Annotated in this window: 16 protein-coding genes and 6 tRNA genes; 13 read left to right on the forward strand and 9 right to left on the reverse strand. The window is 61.4% G+C overall.

What is annotated here, in order from left to right:
* Window positions 1-65: 65 nt before the first annotated feature.
* Window positions 66-626 (reverse strand): elongation factor P, encoded by a 561-nt coding sequence (gene efp, locus ABDB81_RS02250; protein WP_137923088.1) that lies wholly within the window; start codon window positions 624-626, stop codon window positions 66-68.
* A gap of 129 nt (window positions 627-755) precedes the next feature.
* Window positions 756-1,910 carry an elongation factor P maturation arginine rhamnosyltransferase EarP gene (gene earP / locus ABDB81_RS02255; RefSeq protein WP_137923230.1) on the reverse strand — a complete coding sequence of 385 codons (1,155 nt, stop codon included), beginning with the start codon at window positions 1,908-1,910 and terminating at the stop codon, window positions 756-758.
* Between the two features lie 144 nt (window positions 1,911-2,054).
* Here earP and uvrC point away from each other — a divergent pair, with 144 nt between their 5' ends.
* The 7 genes from uvrC to ABDB81_RS02290 all read left to right on the forward strand — a co-directional run bounded on the left by uvrC (window position 2,055) and on the right by ABDB81_RS02290 (window position 5,736).
* Complete coding sequence (uvrC, locus tag ABDB81_RS02260) at window positions 2,055-4,106, forward strand: excinuclease ABC subunit UvrC (RefSeq protein ID WP_171020302.1); 2,052 nt, start codon at window positions 2,055-2,057, stop codon at window positions 4,104-4,106.
* 138 nt (window positions 4,107-4,244) lie between these two features.
* Window positions 4,245-4,844, forward strand: coding sequence for a CDP-diacylglycerol--glycerol-3-phosphate 3-phosphatidyltransferase (gene pgsA / locus ABDB81_RS02265; RefSeq protein ID WP_137923087.1), 600 nt, complete (start codon window positions 4,245-4,247; stop codon window positions 4,842-4,844).
* A 180-nt stretch (window positions 4,845-5,024) separates the two neighbouring features.
* Window positions 5,025-5,100, forward strand: a tRNA-Gly gene (locus ABDB81_RS02270).
* A gap of 77 nt (window positions 5,101-5,177) precedes the next feature.
* Window positions 5,178-5,253: transfer RNA gene (locus ABDB81_RS02275), tRNA-Gly, on the forward strand.
* Between the two features lie 77 nt (window positions 5,254-5,330).
* Window positions 5,331-5,406 (forward strand) — tRNA-Gly (locus ABDB81_RS02280).
* Between the two features lie 77 nt (window positions 5,407-5,483).
* Window positions 5,484-5,559, forward strand: a tRNA-Gly gene (locus ABDB81_RS02285).
* 103 nt (window positions 5,560-5,662) lie between these two features.
* A tRNA-Cys gene (locus ABDB81_RS02290) sits at window positions 5,663-5,736 on the forward strand.
* A 71-nt stretch (window positions 5,737-5,807) separates the two neighbouring features.
* On the opposite strand, the gene ABDB81_RS02295 is transcribed toward ABDB81_RS02290, so the two are convergent.
* The gene (locus ABDB81_RS02295) at window positions 5,808-6,725 is read right to left on the reverse strand and encodes a LysR family transcriptional regulator (RefSeq protein WP_346809580.1); all 918 of its coding nucleotides are present in this window, start codon (window positions 6,723-6,725) and stop codon (window positions 5,808-5,810) included.
* Window positions 6,726-6,827: 102 nt separating this feature from the next.
* Here ABDB81_RS02295 and ABDB81_RS02300 point away from each other — a divergent pair, with 102 nt between their 5' ends.
* The gene (locus ABDB81_RS02300) at window positions 6,828-7,919 is read left to right on the forward strand and encodes a putative sulfate exporter family transporter (RefSeq protein ID WP_137923085.1); all 1,092 of its coding nucleotides are present in this window, start codon (window positions 6,828-6,830) and stop codon (window positions 7,917-7,919) included.
* 29 nt (window positions 7,920-7,948) lie between these two features.
* On the opposite strand, the gene ABDB81_RS02305 is transcribed toward ABDB81_RS02300, so the two are convergent.
* Window positions 7,949-8,035 (reverse strand) — tRNA-Leu (locus tag ABDB81_RS02305).
* A gap of 195 nt (window positions 8,036-8,230) precedes the next feature.
* On the opposite strand from ABDB81_RS02305, the gene ABDB81_RS02310 reads away from it, so the two are divergent.
* The 4 genes from ABDB81_RS02310 (at window position 8,231) to ABDB81_RS02325 (ending at window position 9,729) form a co-directional block, all read left to right on the forward strand.
* Window positions 8,231-8,590: a hypothetical protein gene (locus ABDB81_RS02310; protein WP_160472713.1), complete on the forward strand. Its 360-nt coding sequence runs from the start codon at window positions 8,231-8,233 to the stop codon at window positions 8,588-8,590.
* The gene (locus ABDB81_RS02315) at window positions 8,571-8,768 is read left to right on the forward strand and encodes a hypothetical protein (protein ID WP_137923083.1); all 198 of its coding nucleotides are present in this window, start codon (window positions 8,571-8,573) and stop codon (window positions 8,766-8,768) included. The genes ABDB81_RS02310 and ABDB81_RS02315 overlap by 20 nt, the downstream gene beginning before the upstream one ends.
* A gap of 142 nt (window positions 8,769-8,910) precedes the next feature.
* Entirely contained in the window at window positions 8,911-9,141 is a 231-nt protein-coding gene (locus ABDB81_RS02320; RefSeq protein ID WP_137923082.1) for a hypothetical protein, read from the forward strand.
* Window positions 9,142-9,321: 180 nt separating this feature from the next.
* Window positions 9,322-9,729: a heme-binding protein gene (locus ABDB81_RS02325; protein WP_137923081.1), complete on the forward strand. Its 408-nt coding sequence runs from the start codon at window positions 9,322-9,324 to the stop codon at window positions 9,727-9,729.
* 234 nt (window positions 9,730-9,963) lie between these two features.
* On the opposite strand, the gene ABDB81_RS02330 is transcribed toward ABDB81_RS02325, so the two are convergent.
* The 4 genes from ABDB81_RS02330 to ABDB81_RS02345 form a co-directional block, all read right to left on the reverse strand.
* Window positions 9,964-10,287 carry a hemin uptake protein HemP gene (locus tag ABDB81_RS02330; RefSeq protein ID WP_346809583.1) on the reverse strand — a complete coding sequence of 108 codons (324 nt, stop codon included), beginning with the start codon at window positions 10,285-10,287 and terminating at the stop codon, window positions 9,964-9,966.
* Between the two features lie 255 nt (window positions 10,288-10,542).
* Window positions 10,543-10,956, reverse strand: coding sequence for a biopolymer transporter ExbD (locus ABDB81_RS02335; RefSeq protein WP_137923079.1), 414 nt, complete (start codon window positions 10,954-10,956; stop codon window positions 10,543-10,545).
* A 26-nt stretch (window positions 10,957-10,982) separates the two neighbouring features.
* On the reverse strand, window positions 10,983-11,720 hold the full coding sequence (locus ABDB81_RS02340) for a MotA/TolQ/ExbB proton channel family protein (protein WP_137923078.1): 738 nt from the start codon (window positions 11,718-11,720) through the stop codon (window positions 10,983-10,985).
* A 52-nt stretch (window positions 11,721-11,772) separates the two neighbouring features.
* A complete protein-coding gene (locus ABDB81_RS02345) occupies window positions 11,773-12,429 on the reverse strand; it encodes an energy transducer TonB (protein WP_160472712.1) in 657 nt (218 codons plus the stop codon).
* Window positions 12,430-12,919: 490 nt separating this feature from the next.
* Here ABDB81_RS02345 and ABDB81_RS02350 point away from each other — a divergent pair, with 490 nt between their 5' ends.
* A complete protein-coding gene (locus tag ABDB81_RS02350) occupies window positions 12,920-15,199 on the forward strand; it encodes an ATP-binding protein (protein WP_237380311.1) in 2,280 nt (759 codons plus the stop codon).
* Between the two features lie 4 nt (window positions 15,200-15,203).
* On the opposite strand, the gene murI is transcribed toward ABDB81_RS02350, so the two are convergent.
* Window positions 15,204-16,019 carry a glutamate racemase gene (gene murI / locus ABDB81_RS02355; RefSeq protein ID WP_346809586.1) on the reverse strand — a complete coding sequence of 272 codons (816 nt, stop codon included), beginning with the start codon at window positions 16,017-16,019 and terminating at the stop codon, window positions 15,204-15,206.
* Window positions 16,020-16,035 lie beyond the last annotated feature (16 nt).

Here is a 16,035-nt window from a genome sequence, read left to right on the forward strand (position 1 = left end):
AGTTGCGCAGAAGAACAAAAAGGGCAGCCGAAGCTGCCCTTTTTTATCGCGTGGCGCCGTGAAGCTTAGTTGGCGCGGCTGCGGTATTCGCCGGTGCGCGTATCGATTTCGATCTTGTCACCGATGTTGCAGAACAGCGGCACTTGCAGTTCGAAACCGGTATTGATCTTGGCGCCCTTGAGCACCTTGCCCGACGACGTATCGCCCTTGACGGCCGGCTCGGTATAGATGATCTCGCGGACCAGCGTGGTCGGCATTTCCACCGAGATGGCCTTCTCGTTGTAGAAGACGACTTCAACAGCCATGCCGTCTTCGAGGTAGTTCAGCGCGTCACCCATGCTGTCCTTCTCGACTTCGAACTGGTTGTAGTCGGCGTCCATGAAGACGTACATCGGATCCGCGAAGTACGAGTACGTGCATTCGCGGCGGTCGAGCATGACCACTTCAAACTTGTCGTCGGCCTTGAAAACGGACTCGCCCGGGGCTTCCGTCAGCAGGTTCTTGTACTTCATCTTGACGACGGCGGCGTTACGGCCCGACTTGTTGTATTCGGCCTTCTGAACCACCATCGGGTCGGAACCGATCATGAACACGTTGCCGACGCGGAGTTCCTGTGCGATTTTCATCTGAACTGTCTTCCTGAAAAAATTTGGTCCGGGTTCGATATAAGCCCGGAAAAGCGGTGTGGCGAAGGCGCGCAGCCGGCAGTTTGTTCTTGGCCTTGAAACTTGGGGCCCGCCATCAAAATCAACCGGCTATTTTACCCGATTTTCGCTGAAGTCCACCAGATTCGCAGCCAGATCGCCCAGGTGCTGCAACTGCCGCTGCCAGCGGTCCATCCCGGCGGTCAGCGCCGGCAGTTGTGCATAAAGCGCCGCCCAGTCCGGGGTTCCACCGTAGCCGTTCCATGTGTGCCAGAACTCGCGCAATGCGGCGGAGGCGTCCGGCGCAACACCGGCGCGAGCGAAACGCGTCAGCCAGGCGTCGAGCTTGATGTGGTGCGCATCGTCGTCTTGCGGGTAGATGTGCCAGACCAACGGCCGGGCAGCCCAGTGGGCGCGCACGAAGGAATCCTCGCCACGCACGAAGTTGATGTCGCAGGCCCACAGCAATTCGTCGTAGTGTTCCTGGCGCACAAAAGGGATGCCGTGCAGTACAAGGTTTCCGCGACGATGCGAGGTGCCGGGCTGCATCGATGCACCAAGCCACGCTTCGATCTGCGTCGCGGCGAGGCCTTGTGGCACGAAGCAGTCGATGGATAAATCGCCGTGCTGCCATTGGTCGAGCAGCGCAGGGGTGGCAGGATTGGCGTAGGCGAACAGGCTGATTTTCAACGCATCCGGCGTGGGCTTTACGCCCAACCGGTGCCATAGTGCGGCGTGGGCGGCGGGGCTGGTACGAAACGCATCGCGCGAAGCGCCAATCATCGATTCTCGCAGCAAGCCACCGGTACCGCGGGCAAAGCCTGGAAAGAAGAAATACTTCGTCAGCGGCAGGCGCGGGTGCGGTGACGCCATCGCATGATGCTCCGCCACCCAGTCTTCCGCGCTCATGTATTCAAGGTTCAGCCATACGGGTTTGCGCGGCGCTGCGGCCATGGCTTGCAGGAACGGGGCCGGCAAGTGGCAGGCAAAGGCTTCGATCACGACATCGTGCGGCATGGGGGCGTCAAACGGCGCGTCGGCGCTGGCGGGCTGCCAGGTGCGGATGTCAACGCCCGCCAGCCGTTGCCGTTCGGCCGTCGGGTCGAGTTCAGGAGCCAGTCTCGCGAAGCTGTGGAGGTCATCTACCCAGAGCCTGACGGTATGGCCGTGCTCCTGCGCAAGCTGGCGGGCAAGTCGCCAGCAGACACCAATATCGCCGTAGTTGTCGACGATGGTGCAGAAGATATCCCAGGAACGGATTGGCATGGCGGTGAGGGCGATCCCCTTGGGAAAAGTCTCGGGGAAGAATTGCTCTAAACTTGCGATTCTAGGCCAGCACCGTGGTTTGGCGTCGCATTTTGGCGGCGTGGTCCGGCGCAGCAAGGCACTTATATTCGTCCCACAATCCCGATGCCCGAGCAGGAATCCGCTTCCCCGATTGACCCGGCGCCTTCGCCGACAGACTCTGTTTCGGAGCCGCTGCAGCCACGGCAGGCATCCGAGCCACCGGATGTACCCGAGTTCGATCCACGCCCGATCCTGGCGCGCATGCCCGGATTGCCTGGCGTCTACCGCTATATCGATGCCGACGGTAACGTGCTCTACGTGGGCAAGGCGCGGGACCTGAAGAAGCGCGTATCCAGCTACTTCAACAAGACACAGTTATCGCCGCGCATCGCGATGATGGTGGGCAAGATCGCCCGTATCGAGACGACTGTGGTGCGTACCGAGGCTGAAGCGCTCTTGCTTGAGAACAATCTCATCAAGGCGCTGGCGCCTCGTTACAACATCCTGTTTCGGGACGACAAGTCTTATCCATTCCTGAAGCTGACCGGGCACAAGTTCCCGCGCATGGCCTACTACCGTGGTGCCACCGATCGCAAGCACCAGTACTTCGGCCCGTTCCCGAGCGCCCACGCGGTTCGGGAGAGCATGCAGATCCTGCAGAAGGTATTCCAGTTGCGTACCTGTGAGGATTCGGTGTTCAACAACCGCACGCGCCCGTGCCTCCTGCACCAGATCCATCGCTGCACGGCGCCATGTGTGGACGCAATCAGCGCGGAGGACTACGCACGCGATGTTGGCAATGCCGCGCGGTTCCTGCAGGGCAACGAAACCGAGGTGCTTGAAGCGCTGCAGTCCAAGATGGAATCGCACGCGGTGCAACTGGAATTCGAGCAGGCGGCCGCGGTGCGCGACCAGATCGGTGCGCTCTCCACCGTGCTCAAGCGCCAAGCGGTGGAAGAGGTTGGCCAGGCCCGTGACATTGACATCCTGGCCGTGGCGGTCCAGGGCGGCCGCGCTTGCGTAAACCTGGCGATGGTGCGCGGCGGTCGGCATCTGGGCGACAAGGCCTATTTCCCCGCTCACGCCGACGAAGCGGCGATGATCGTCGAGGAAAGCGACGATGCCGGTGGCGAGGGAGAGGCCGGAGCCATGCCGGGAGATGGTGTGCTCACCGTCGATCGGATTGCCGCGCGTGTGCTGTCGGCCTTCATGATTCAGCATTACCTGGATCAGACCGCGCCGCCCATTGTCGTAGTCAGTCACCTGCCTGCGGATAGTGCCGTCGTGGAGGCCCTTTCGATGCAGGCAGGCCGCAAGGTGGCGCTGGTACGGCAGCCGCAAGGTCAGCGCAGGATCTGGCTCGAAATGGCGATACAGGGTGCCGACCTCGCGCTGGCACGCCGTTTGGCTGAACAAGGCAGTCAGGAGGCGCGCACACGGGCGCTGGCCGAGACCATCAGTCTCGACATGGAGGACCTTTCGATGCTGCGCATCGAGTGCTTCGACATCAGTCACACGGCAGGCGAAGCAACTCAGGCATCGTGCGTGGTGTTCCACCACCATGAGATGCAGAATGGCGAGTACCGTCGCTTCAATATTGTCGATATCACCCCGGGCGATGACTACGCAGCAATGCGGCAGGTGCTGACCCGTCGTTACCAGAAGCTTGTCGAACAGATTCAGGAAGAGGGTGGCGACCCCGGCGACGTAGGGGCCGAAGGGGTACCGAGGATGCCGCGTGTGGTGCTGATCGACGGCGGCAAGGGGCAGGTGGAGGTGGCGCGGCAGGTGTTCGAGGAACTTGGCCTCGACATCGGCCTGCTGGTCGGTGTGGCGAAGGGGGAGGGTCGCAAGGTCGGGCTGGAGACGCTAATCTTTGCCGATGGGCGACCATCGCTGGAACTTGGGCAAGGGAGTGCTGCGCTGATGCTTGTGGCGCAGATCCGCGACGAGGCGCACCGCTTTGCGATCACCGGCATGCGGGCGAAGCGGGCCAAGGCGCGTACGACATCGCGACTCGAGGAAATCGAGGGCATCGGGGCGCGCCGCCGCCAGAAACTGTTGACGCGTTTCGGCGGCTTGCGTGGCGTGATGGCAGCGAGTATCGACGAGCTGGCGAGCGTGGATGGCATCTCGCGCACGCTGGCCGAGGAAATCTATCGGCAGCTTCATTGATCGACGCCGGGTAGGGGTTGCGCCTTGGCAATTGTGCGGCTTCCGCCCAAAATTATCGGGTTTGATCCGAAATAGGCGACAATCGCCCATCCGATATCGGAGGCTCGGCTGATTCGCGCCTCCCAGACCCCCTCGCACATGCCATTGAATATTCCCATCCTGCTGACCTGGCTCCGCGTGGCCATGATTCCGCTTGTCGTCGGGGTCTACTACCTGCCGGAAGCCTGGTTGCCGATGCATACCAAGAACGTGACGGCGGCGTCCTTCTTCATCATCGCGGCGGCGACGGACTGGCTCGACGGCTTCCTGGCCAGGCGCTGGAACCAGACTTCATCCTTCGGCGCCTTCCTGGATCCGGTGGCGGACAAGCTTATGGTCACCGCCGCGCTGCTCTCGCTGCTGGCACTGGGTCGAGTGGCCGATCTGATCGCGCTGGTGATCATCGGCCGTGAGATTACGATTTCGGCGCTGCGTGAATGGATGGCGCAGATTGGCGCGTCCAAGAGCGTCGCCGTCAACTTTTTGGGCAAACTCAAGACCACGGTGCAGATGGTTGCCATTCCCCTGCTACTGTTTAACGATTCGTTGATGGGCATCGACGCGTCAGTGCTCGGCGGCTGGATGATTTACCTGGCTGCGGTGCTCACGCTATGGTCAATGATTTACTACATGAAGCTGGCTTGGCCGCAGATCCGCGAGCGCAGCGATGCACTGACCAGCGCCCGCACGCAAAAATGAAAATCCCTGCAAAAAGTTGTTGACGAGCCGGTTCGTCTTTTGCAATAATCTCGTTCTCGCTGCTGACGACAGAAGCGAAGGCAGCAAGATAAGCAGGACTTAGTGCGAATTGCCAGCATAAAGCTGCGTAGTTAAAAGAAGTTGCGCGATAGTCTGCTTTTCGGTAGTATGCAGGACCCTGCGGGAGTAGCTCAGTTGGTAGAGCGCAACCTTGCCAAGGTTGAGGTCGCGAGTTCGAGACTCGTCTCCCGCTCCAGGTTAATGGCATCTGGTGATTCGGATTCGTCGGATCGGCAGATTGGCGGCATCGCTGCCACGCAGTAAAAGTTGTATGCGGGAGTAGCTCAGTTGGTAGAGCGCAACCTTGCCAAGGTTGAGGTCGCGAGTTCGAGACTCGTCTCCCGCTCCAGGTTAATGGCATCTGGTGATTCGGATTCGTCGGATCGGCAGATTGGCGGCATCGCTGCCACGCAGTAAAAGTTGTATGCGGGAGTAGCTCAGTTGGTAGAGCGCAACCTTGCCAAGGTTGAGGTCGCGAGTTCGAGACTCGTCTCCCGCTCCAGGTTAATGGCATCTGGTGATTCGGATTCGTCGGATCGGCAGATTGGCGGCATCGCTGCCACGCAGTAAAAGTTGTATGCGGGAGTAGCTCAGTTGGTAGAGCGCAACCTTGCCAAGGTTGAGGTCGCGAGTTCGAGACTCGTCTCCCGCTCCACATCCCAAAGGGAAGCAGTGCTTCCCTTTTTCTTTCCCGGGATTGTCTCCGCGTTGCACAGGATGTGCGCAGCGAATACGGATACAATTCAGGATCGTCACCTGGCGGGGTGGCAGAGTGGTTATGCAGCGGCCTGCAAAGCCGTGTACGCCGGTTCGATTCCGACCTCCGCCTCCAGTATCAGCAAGACGGCGCCCGATGTGGCGCCGTTTTTGTTTTCCTCGCTTCCCGCATACCTTTTCAACAGTTCACGGTGCCAACGTTGGCGCGGCACCTCGCAAGTATTCGGTGAAAGCGAGCAGACCCTGCGTTGGGAACTTGTCCTGATGGACTACCAATTGCAGCGGTCGAATCACGCGAGGCAGGCCCTGGCGCAGGGCGACTAACAGGCCGCGCTCGATCTCGTCGCGCACAACGTGCAAGGAGAGGCAACTGACGCCAAAGCCGCTCATCACCGCACGCTTGATCGCCTCCGCATTCCCCAGCTCAAGGGCAAATCGAAGGGTGCCTAGCGCTGGCACGAGGCGGGCCTCGATGATCTCCCTGGTCCCCGATCCAGGTTCCCGCACGATCCAGTCAGCCTCTCGCAGCATCTCGTGCAGCGCCTCGGTCTGACGGGCTACCGTTGCCAGCGGATGGCCAGGACCGACGATCACCACCATCTCGTCGTCGCACCAATGCACGCTGCGCAGGTCGCGTTCGTGGCTGGTTCCCTCGATCAGTCCGATATCGGCGTCGAATTGCATCAGCGCATTCAGAACGTCCTGGGTATTTCCAATCCGTAAGTCCAGCGTGCACGGACCAGCCTGCGCATTGCGAAAGCCCGCCAGCAGCGCGGGCAGGATATAGCTGCCGATCGTATTGCTGGCGGCGATACGGAGCTGCACGCCGCTTGCCGAGGCAAAGCGTTCCAGTTCATGCGCCTGATCCAGCAGGGACAGCGCGCGTGGGAAAAATTGCCGCCCCGCCTCGTTAATGGACAGGCGACGCGCCACGCGGTCGAACAATGCGCCGTTTAGTGCGCGCTCTAGTTCGGCGAGCGATGCACTGACGGCGGACTGCGACATCGCTAGCGCGTTGGCTGCGGCCATGGTGCTTCCATGCTGTGCGACGGCGACGAAGACCTGAAGCTGGCGGAGTGTGAGACGAAGTGGACGCTGATCCATGATCTATCGATAAAACTGTTTACGCATAACGATATTACCCGTTTTACGGGTTGATCACGGATGCGTACGCTTCGGTCATTCAACAAGAACGCCGTCGCTGCCATGTCCACGACTCCTGCCCCGCACACAGTAGCCACCTCTCTTGCCCCGTCCGCGATCACGTTGTGGCGCAAGAGACTGCTGACACTCATTCCCCTCGGGGCAATCGCGTGGTTGGCACAGGTGCTCGCGGATCATCCGGCGATTTCGCAATACGGGCTGTCGGCGCTGACGCTGGCCATGTGTGCAGGCATGGTGGCGGCAAACACCATGCCGAAGCACTGGCTGACGCCGTTGGCGCCCGGCATGCAGGTCGCCCGACATCATTTGTTGCGGCTCGGCGTGGCGCTCTACGGCCTGCGTCTGACGTTTGGCGCGATTGCGGCGCTTGGTGTCGGCGGGGTAGCGGTGCCGCTGATGATGTTGGTCGCGACGCTGCTCTTTGGTACTTGGGTGGGGTCGAGTTTCTTCGGCCTGAGTCGTCGCGAGGCTATTCTGGTCAGTGCGGGAAGTGCCGTGTGTGGTGCGGCGGCTGCGATTGCCGTGGCTTCGGTGGTCCGCACCGACGATCGGCAGACTGCCGTGGCCGTGGCGACAGTCGTCCTGTTTGGCACTGCCGGCATGCTGCTGTACCCGTGGATCCATGAACTGTTGACGCAACACTGGCACGTGGCTGTCAGCGATCGCGCCTTCGGGATCTTCACAGGCGCCACGCTACATGAAGTGGCCCAGGTCATCGCATCGGGGAAGATGATCAATGACGCCACGGCTGATGCGGCGGTGGTCGCCAAGATGGTGCGCGTGCTGGCGCTTGGCCCCTTGTTGCTGATCATGGCCCTGTGGCCGCGTACAAGCTGGTCGCAGGAAGCAGGTGGCCATCGCAATCTGCGCGGGCTGCTGCGCTCGGTACCGTGGTTTGCCGTGGGCTTCGTTGCCGTGATGGCGCTGAACTCGGCTGCCCTGGTGCCGTCAGAGTGGAAGCCTGCGCTGGTGGCCTTCGACAACTGGCTGCTGGCCTGCGCGATGCTCGCGATCGGCCTGCATACTCGCATTAGCGATCTGCTACGCGCTGGACGCAAGCCGCTGGCGCTTGCCGGCCTGTTGTTCGTCTTCCTGATGGGTGCGGGCGCAGTGCTCTGCGCATGGCTGGTGTGACTGGCCGAGGAGAGGGAAGGGGAGGGAAGTGGTGCGGCCGACGGGGGTCGAACCCGTAAGCCCGTAAGAGCGGCAGATTTTAAGTCTGCTGAGTCTACCAATTTCTCCACGGCCGCACGGCAAGCCCGGTATTGTGGTGGCTTCGCCCTTGGGAAGCAAGCCGAAACCTCGCCCAGGCGTCGCGACAAGCTCACTGTTCGATGTGATCTCGCTGTTACTGGCGGTAACAATGTCGATACCTCCGTTTCACCTCAAAGACGGGGGCCTCGTACAATAGCGATATCAGAATCCCTGACAGTAGAGGCACGATCATGAAACGTTGGTTGTTCGCAGCATTCGGTGTGGCCGCCGCGCTGGCGTCGGGCGCTGCAATGGCGCGTGTGAACGTTGACGTCGCGATCGGCGTCCCGGGCGTCGTGGTAGGCGGGCCTGCCTACTACCCGCCAGCACCCGCGTACTATGCGCCTCCGCCCCCGGTGGTGGTTGCACCGGCACCGGTCTACTATGGCCCGCCCCCAGTGGTGGTTCGCCCTGCGCCGGTCTATTACGGTCCGCGTTATTACGGCGGTGGTCCGCGCTACTACGGTCCTCGGCCCTACTACGGTCCTGGCTGGCATGGTCGGGGTCATGGTCACGGCCATGGACATGGTCATGGCCACGGTCATCGCTAATACAGGTCTGACCGGTTTCGAACCTTTCACACCTCGCTTAGATTTGATGAAAGAGCCCCTGTCGGGGCTTTTTCTATTTCTTTTCTCTGAAAAAGCGCCGCTTCGTGGATTCCTACATGCCGTGTTTGGACGTCTGAGTTGTCAGTTCCCCACTCAATTCGTCGCTCAAAGTTTTTGACGCTACGCGTCAAGGGGACTCAACGTTCTCCGAGGGTTTCTCCCTAATATGGAAGAGATGCCGCCGCCCCCACAGCAGCGATACGAGATACAACTGGCTGATGGCGCGGCGATTGTCCGAAACTCGCAAGAAGGGGAATCATATGACCGTCAAATCTCGCATTGCTACGCTCGCCGTTATCGGCGCACTTTCTGGGTTGTCGGCTTCGGCGTTTGCCGCACCGGTCAAATACGATGTTTACAGCGGTGGCCAGCGCGTTGCGGATTCGCGTGACACCTACACCGACGGTGCGCGTGCCGTCGATAAGCGCGACGTATTCCTGGATGGCGCCCGGGTGAATGACAGGCGCGACGCGTTCTCGGACGGTGCGTGAATTGCCGGCGCCGGACAGTATTCGAAAAGACCCGCAAACGCGGGTCTTTTCATTTGGACGGAAGCAGTCAAGCGGTATGCAGGTGAAGGACTTTCAACTGCCGTGCGAAGTGCTTTCGCATTTTCGCGAGAAGCTCGCGCGATATACTGCGACCTCAACCCTGAACCGATGGAGAGAGGTATGCAGCAAAAAACCGTAATGACGGCAGATGACGTGAAGAAAGTACTGGTTGCTGCCGAGGCAGAAGCCAAGGCCAATAACTGGGCCGTCACGATTGTTGTCGTCGACGACGGTGGTCATCCGCTCGGCATGCAGCGTCTGGACGGCGTGGCACCGATCTCCGCCTACATCGCCACGGAAAAGGCGCGTACGGCGTCGCTGGGTCGCCGCGAGTCGAAGATCTACGAAGACATGATCAATAACGGCCGCTACTCGTTCATGACCGCGCCGGTGTTGCACGGCATGCTGGAAGGCGGCGTGCCTATCGTTGCGAACAATCAGGTGGTGGGCGCAGTGGGTGTCTCCGGCGTGAAGTCCACTGAAGACGCGCAGATCGCACGCGCGGGCATCGCTGCCCTGGGTCTATGATCTTCCGGCCGTCAGCGGTCATCAGAAGTAAAAAGCCCCGCAGGCGCAATGCCTGCGGGGCGGTATAAAAAGGTGGCATGGCTGGCATCGGGCGGTGGGGCAAGGGGTTTGGAATCCTGCCGTACCGCTTGAATCCGATCGTCTGGCTACTGCCTAACACCCATCGAAGGGTGGTCCCCACAAAAGTCGTTAGAGCCGGTCCGTCCCTGCTCGTTGCAATCGGGCCGGCGCAGATTACTTGGTCAGAATCAGCTTGCCATAGCGCGTCACGCGCAGTGTGTAGACATCGCCGTTATGCAGGATCGGCAGCGTCGTGGCGCCTTGCATGATGGCTTCCAGCGGCATTGCTGGTGTGTCGGTATTGTTGGCAGGCGCTTGGCGCATCAGGGCCTCAAGGCGTGCGGGCAGCGCAGCGACCACTGACTTGACCGATTCCAGTGCGGAGGGAGCAGCAGATACCTCGCGACGCGCCTGCGGTGCAACTTCCACGCGGCGCAGGGAAAGGCGGCGGCGCGTGACTTCACGCGGTTGCGACAGCGGCAGGCTCAGAGTGCTCATGGTCTTCTCCGTTCGAAGCTTTCAGTGGGTTGGTGGATTCACCGGATCACTGGGTGTCAGGGTTGCGATTCGCCACAGCGGCTGGGCAAATCACGATGGAAATGATCATAAATGAGAATTGTTATCATTACAAGGGGGCGATGCGTGAAGTTTGCATGTCGTTACATCTGTGAGGGCATCGGTACTTCGCGCCCATGAAAAAGGGCACCCGCCAGGGGTGCCCTCTTACAACCGAGCCAAGTGTTGCCGAAAGAATCAGCGCTTCGGTTCGGTGATGAAGCCGATCTTGCCGAGTCCGCCATGCTGGGCGGCGGCCATCACCTCGGCCACCTTCTCGTACTTGACGTCGCGGTCGGCGCGAAGATGCAGCTCGGGTTGCGGCTGGAGCAGCGCGGCTTCTGCAATGCGCTGCTCCAGTTGGGCCGGATCCACTTCTTCCTGATTCCAGAACACCTTGCCCTGCGCATCGACGGAGACGTTGATGTTCACGGGCTTGGTGTCGTTGGGCTGGTTAGTCGCCCGCGGCAGGTCGATCTTGACCGCGTGGTTGATGACGGGAATCGTGATGATAAAGATGATCAGCAGCACCAGCATGACGTCGACCAGCGGCGTCATGTTGATCTCGCTCATCACTTCATCATCGTCACCGTCGAGTGTGCCGAATGCCATGATGCGTTTCCTTCAGCGCGCTGCGCTTAGTTCTTGACCGCCAGCCGCACCGAAGCGTCGTCGGCGGCAGCGCGGGCAGCGGAGGTAGCCGGACGCAGACGCGCGCCGGTCACGAAGTAGGCGTGCAGGTCGTGCGCAAAGCGGTTCAGCTTGCTGATCACGCCTTTGTTGCCACGGCTCAGGGCGTTGTAGCCCAGCACTGCGGGAATTGCCACTGCCAGGCCGAAGGCGGTCATGATCAGCGCTTCGCCCACCGGGCCAGCCACCTTGTCGATGGTCGGAACGCCCGAGGCGCCGATACCGATCAGGGCGTGGTAGATGCCCCAGACCGTACCGAACAGGCCGACGAACGGTGCGGTAGAACCGACCGACGCCAGGATAGCCAGGCCGGATTGCATCCGCGACACGGCTTCGTCGATCGCGCTCTTCAGCGAACGGGTCAGCCAGTCAGACATATCGAGCGCGTCGTGCAGTTGCGGTGCACTGGCGCGATGGTGTTGCGCGGCTTCCTTGCCGGTCAGGGCAAGGGTGCGGAAGGGGTTGGCGTCGCTCGCGCCGAGCGTGTCCAGGGCGTGATCGAAATCGTCCGAGTGCCAGAAGCGCTTCTCGGCGCCGTGCGCCATCTTCTTGAGGCGGACCAGATCCCACGCCTTGGTGAGAATCACGATCCACGACAACAGCGACATCACCAGCAGAATGATGGCGGTCGCGCGCATGACGAAATCGCCTTGCGCCCATACGTGTGAGAGTCCGAGGTCCTGCATGGTGGTTCCTGAAAAAGTCAGTGTTTAGGTATGTCGGAAATTTCCGGGGGAATTAGTTCAGCTCGAACTTGATCGGCTGCTGCGCCGTCACAGCCAGCGCACGGCCGTTTTCTGTGTAGGGCTTGCAGCGGATGTTCTTCGCCGCAGTCACCGCTGCCTCGTCAAGCCGTTCGGAGCCGCTGGACTTCGACACCACGGCCTTGATGACCTTGCCCGCTTCGTCAAAGTTCAGGCGTACCACCGCCGTGCCGGTTTCACCCATGCGCTGCGACTGGCGCGGATACACGGGGCTGGGCTGCGAACAGGCCATTTCGCCGATGCCTACGGCACGCGGGGCAGCATTCGATGGGGCGGCCGGTGCGGGTGGCTCGGGTGCGGGCGGTGCGGGTGGCGCAGGCGGTGCCTCGATCGCGGTCGGCGACGGCGGCAGCGATGCCACCGGTTCGGGCGTCGGCTGCGGCTTGGGCGGCGTCGGGCGCGGCGTCACCATCTTGACCTGCTTGGGAGGGGTAGGCTGAGGTTTGGGGGGCGTAGGCGCCGGGGGTTCCGGCGCCTTGGGCGGTTCCATGGGGATGATGCGGGCCATGATCTCGGGAGCGATGACTGCCTCCGTCAATTTGCGTCCCAGCCCGCTCTGAATCAGATATAGCAGGCCGGCATGGAACAGCAGGACTGCAACGGTGATCTTTAAGAATCGTTGATCGAACATGAGGAAAACGGCGGGTCCACCCCGCATGGGGCGCAGTTACTTGCGGTAGAAGAGGATCAACGAGATGCCACATCCGACCAGCAGGCTCAATAGCAGTTCCATGATGATAACGCTCCAGAAAGTACATCCGACGAAACGGGGTCCAACGGGGAGCGCCACTCTTGGGTAGCGTGCATCAGCGGGGTAGTATAAACGATAATGATTCTTATTTGTTGCACATCGTGCAATGCGCTAAGAATCATTAAATGAATTCTTTCCGTTGAGGTCTGCGCCTGCAACATCACAATTGTCCGTGTCCGGTGACGTTGGAATCGCTGCCCTGCATAACATGTCCGATACCCGGGTGAGAAAAACCGCGCTACGATAAACAGAAAACTCCCCATTAGCGGCAGACAAGGCATAGGCAGGCGTGCCCCGCGGTCCGGACGCCAGCCCTGTGCGAAGGGACTCAGCCATGGACTTCAACCGTTTCGCTGAAGACGACCGCACGATGGACGACCGCAGCACATTGCTTCGCGCGACGGCCGGTGTGCCGGGCACGTCTGCGCTGGACTGGATGTGCGCCCAGTTTGCGCTGCGCGTGGTCTGCGCGCTCGGCCCGCGGTTCAATCTCCGCAGCAATATCAATGACGTGCTGACCGTCAGCGCGCAGGAAATGGTCTGGCCTTATGGCGTGGTGCTGCGCGTGCAGCGGTTCCTGTCCGCACGATGCGCCGACATGCCGGCGTGGAAGGGTGCTTCGCGCCTGACGCCCGAGGCATTCCTGGAGCGCCACGGCCAATGGAACAGCGCCTTCGATGAAAGTGCGCTGTTTTACTATCTCGACGAATACGTAAAGCACCAGGCCAAGGACATGTTCGCGGTGTTCGCGGCCTCGTCTGCGGCGATTGCTGCCCGGCTCGATGGCGAGCGTGTGCTGCTGGTTCGCAATATCGACATGCTCAGCCACGTGCTGAACCTGCCCGATCATGAGCGCAAGCTGCTGCTCTATGCGGCGTTGGCCAAGTACAAGCGCGACCTGCGCGCGGTGATGGTCGATTGCAAGGTGGCGCACAGCCAGGAAGCGTTCCAGATTCTTGGTGGTCTGACGGGCGCGAGCCCTGCCGACATCGCGGCATCGTTGCGTCCCGGCTCGCGGTTGGAGACGCTGAACCTGATCGAACAGCCCTTGCCCGAGAACAGCGTGACGGACCTGGGCGACCTGATGCGCCTGTCCGACCGTTTGCTTCATGTGTTACTCGGCAACTATGCGAGCGAGGCCGAGATGATGGCCGTCTTCACGCGTCCGGCGGCACCCCCGACGCTGGGCGTGAGCGACTATCCGCATGTAGAGACCGATGCGCGCTATCTCACCGCGCTGCTTGGCAATGCCACGCGCCAGACCGCATTGGGTGTGAACGTGCTGATCTACGGGCCACCCGGCACGGGCAAGACCGAGTTCGCGCGGCTGCTGGCGCGCGAGGCAGGCTGTGAACTCTATGAGGTGGACTGTCTCGACCGGGATGGCAACAGCCTGTCGGGGCGGGATCGCTATCGCTCGCTGCAGGTCTCGCAGGCATTCTTGCGCGGTCGGCCGCGTACGGCGTTGTTGTTCGATGAGGTCGAGGACGTTTTTCCGGGCAGCGCGCGGGAGCTGATGAGCCTGTTCGGGCAGGAAGATACGCGGGCATCGGTCAACGGCAAGGCTTGGGTTAACCAGACGCTGGAGCAGAACCCGGTGCCCGTGATCTGGATTTCGAACTCGATCCGTCAGATCGACCCGGCCTATCTGCGGCGCTTCCAGTTTCACCTCGAACTCAAGATTCCCCCGCCGCTGGTGCGCGAGAACATCATTCGCAAGCATCTGGGCAGTCTGGATGTGGGCGATGCGTTCGTGGCATCGCTGGCCGCGCGCAAGACGCTGACCCCAGCACAGGTGCAGTCGGCCGCCCGCTTCGTCGAACTGGCGCGGCCCGATGTCGATGAGCCGGTGGAAGCGCTGATCCTGCGGCAACTGGAGCATGCCGATCGTGCCATGGGATTGCGTCCCGAGGCCGAGGCGCGGCCGGTGGTCACGCACTACAGGCTTGACAATCTCAACCTGGAAACGCGCTACGCAGTGGACAAGATCGTGCAGGCGCTGGGTGCCCGCCAGCGTGGCACGCTATGTTTCTATGGCCCGCCCGGAACGGGCAAGACCGCGCTGGCCGAGCATATCGCCGCCGCGCTCGATCTGCCGCTGATGATCCGGCGCGCCTCGGACCTCATGAGCAAGTACGTGGGCGAGACCGAACAGCAGATCGCCGCGATGTTCGCGCGGGCCGAGGAAGATGGAGCGGTGCTGCTGCTCGACGAGGCCGACAGCTTCATGCAGAGCCGGCAGCAGGCCGTGCGCAACTACGAGGTCTCGGAAGTCAACGAGATGCTGCAGGGCATGGAGCGCTTCAACGGCATCTTCGTCTGCACCACCAATCTGTTCGATCGGATCGACGAGGCGGCGCTGCGGCGTTTCTCGTTCAAGATCCGCTTCCTCGCGTTGAAGCCCGACCAGCGAGCGACAATGTTCGTCGACGAAGCGCTCGATGGCGACGCCACGCGCATGACCGATGCCATCCGCCGCGATCTCGATGCGATGGACTGCCTGACACCCGGCGATTTCGCCACGGTCAAGCGGCAGTCTGTCGTGCTGGGGGAAGGGCTGACACCCGACGAATTCCTGGCGCAGTTGCGGCAGGAGCATGCTGTCAAGCCCGAGGTCCGGCATCACCGAACCGTGGGATTCACACAATAGTCCGTCAGGCGGGAAGCGCTGGCGCCGGTTCGATGGCGACCGTTTCTGCACGGGCATCCACATGCAGTAAAGCTGCGGCCATGTCGTGCAGGTGTGCGGCATCCTTTGTCGACAGATAGCGGATGTCGGGTGAGCCATCGGGACTGGCCGCAAGGTCGAACTCGACGAGCTTGCGTGCGAGCTGGCGTGCGATAGCCAAGCCGGTATCGATCAGCGCGAGCCGGTTGCCGACCATGTTTTGGATCGTGTCGGCAAGAAAAGGATAGTGCGTGCAGCCGAGGACCAGCGTGTCGGCACCGGCATCCAGCATCGGCTGAAGATAAGTGTCGAGCTTTTCGCGAATCGCAGGGCCAGAGATATCGCCCTGTTCGATCAGGCTCACGAGGCCGTGCCCTGCCGTGCAGAGGTAGCGGCTCTCCCCATCGAGTGAACCTAGCAGCCGATTGAACTTGGTGCTCTTGAGCGTATTGGCCGTTGCCAGTACGCCAACCACCTTGCTTCGGCTCGATGCCGCAGCGGGTTTCAATCCCGGCTCCACGCCGATGATCGGCACCTGCAATCGTTCCCGGAGGGTTTGCACCGCGTGCATGGTCGCCGTATTGCAGGCGATAACGAGTGCCTTGCAACCCTGTGCCACCAGCCACTCGCACACCTGCAGCGTGCGGGCTTCGACAAACGCTTCGGGCTTTTCGCCATAGGGCGCGTAGCGGGAATCGGCGAAGTAGATCAGCGGCTCATGCGGCAGCATCGCGCGGACTTCGCGCAGGACCGACAGGCCACCGAGGCCGGAGTCGAAGATGCCGATGGGGGAGGGGTTCACGAGGTGGGAGGGGTGA

This window comes from Cupriavidus sp. DL-D2 (genome assembly GCF_039710735.1).
Classification (GTDB): Bacteria; Pseudomonadota; Gammaproteobacteria; order Burkholderiales; family Burkholderiaceae; genus Cupriavidus.

What these genes read in the sequence shown, in the direction of transcription:
- efp (WP_137923088.1), bottom strand. Translation starts at nt 626, where the DNA reads ATGAAAATCGCACAGGAACTCCGCGTCGGCAACGTGTTCATGATCGGT.
- ABDB81_RS02315 (WP_137923083.1), top strand. Translation starts at nt 8,571, where the DNA reads ATGGCCACGGTCATCGCTAATACAGGTCTGACCGGTTTCGAACCTTTC.
- ABDB81_RS02330 (WP_346809583.1), bottom strand. Translation starts at nt 10,287, where the DNA reads ATGAGCACTCTGAGCCTGCCGCTGTCGCAACCGCGTGAAGTCACGCGC.
- earP (WP_137923230.1), bottom strand. Translation starts at nt 1,910, where the DNA reads ATGCCAATCCGTTCCTGGGATATCTTCTGCACCATCGTCGACAACTAC.
- pgsA (WP_137923087.1), top strand. Translation starts at nt 4,245, where the DNA reads ATGCCATTGAATATTCCCATCCTGCTGACCTGGCTCCGCGTGGCCATG.
- ABDB81_RS02350 (WP_237380311.1), top strand. Translation starts at nt 12,920, where the DNA reads ATGGACGACCGCAGCACATTGCTTCGCGCGACGGCCGGTGTGCCGGGC.
- ABDB81_RS02335 (WP_137923079.1), bottom strand. Translation starts at nt 10,956, where the DNA reads ATGGCATTCGGCACACTCGACGGTGACGATGATGAAGTGATGAGCGAG.
- ABDB81_RS02345 (WP_160472712.1), bottom strand. Translation starts at nt 12,429, where the DNA reads ATGTTCGATCAACGATTCTTAAAGATCACCGTTGCAGTCCTGCTGTTC.
- ABDB81_RS02300 (WP_137923085.1), top strand. Translation starts at nt 6,828, where the DNA reads ATGTCCACGACTCCTGCCCCGCACACAGTAGCCACCTCTCTTGCCCCG.
- ABDB81_RS02295 (WP_346809580.1), bottom strand. Translation starts at nt 6,725, where the DNA reads ATGGATCAGCGTCCACTTCGTCTCACACTCCGCCAGCTTCAGGTCTTC.
- ABDB81_RS02320 (WP_137923082.1), top strand. Translation starts at nt 8,911, where the DNA reads ATGACCGTCAAATCTCGCATTGCTACGCTCGCCGTTATCGGCGCACTT.
- uvrC (WP_171020302.1), top strand. Translation starts at nt 2,055, where the DNA reads ATGCCCGAGCAGGAATCCGCTTCCCCGATTGACCCGGCGCCTTCGCCG.
- ABDB81_RS02310 (WP_160472713.1), top strand. Translation starts at nt 8,231, where the DNA reads ATGAAACGTTGGTTGTTCGCAGCATTCGGTGTGGCCGCCGCGCTGGCG.
- ABDB81_RS02340 (WP_137923078.1), bottom strand. Translation starts at nt 11,720, where the DNA reads ATGCAGGACCTCGGACTCTCACACGTATGGGCGCAAGGCGATTTCGTC.
- ABDB81_RS02325 (WP_137923081.1), top strand. Translation starts at nt 9,322, where the DNA reads ATGCAGCAAAAAACCGTAATGACGGCAGATGACGTGAAGAAAGTACTG.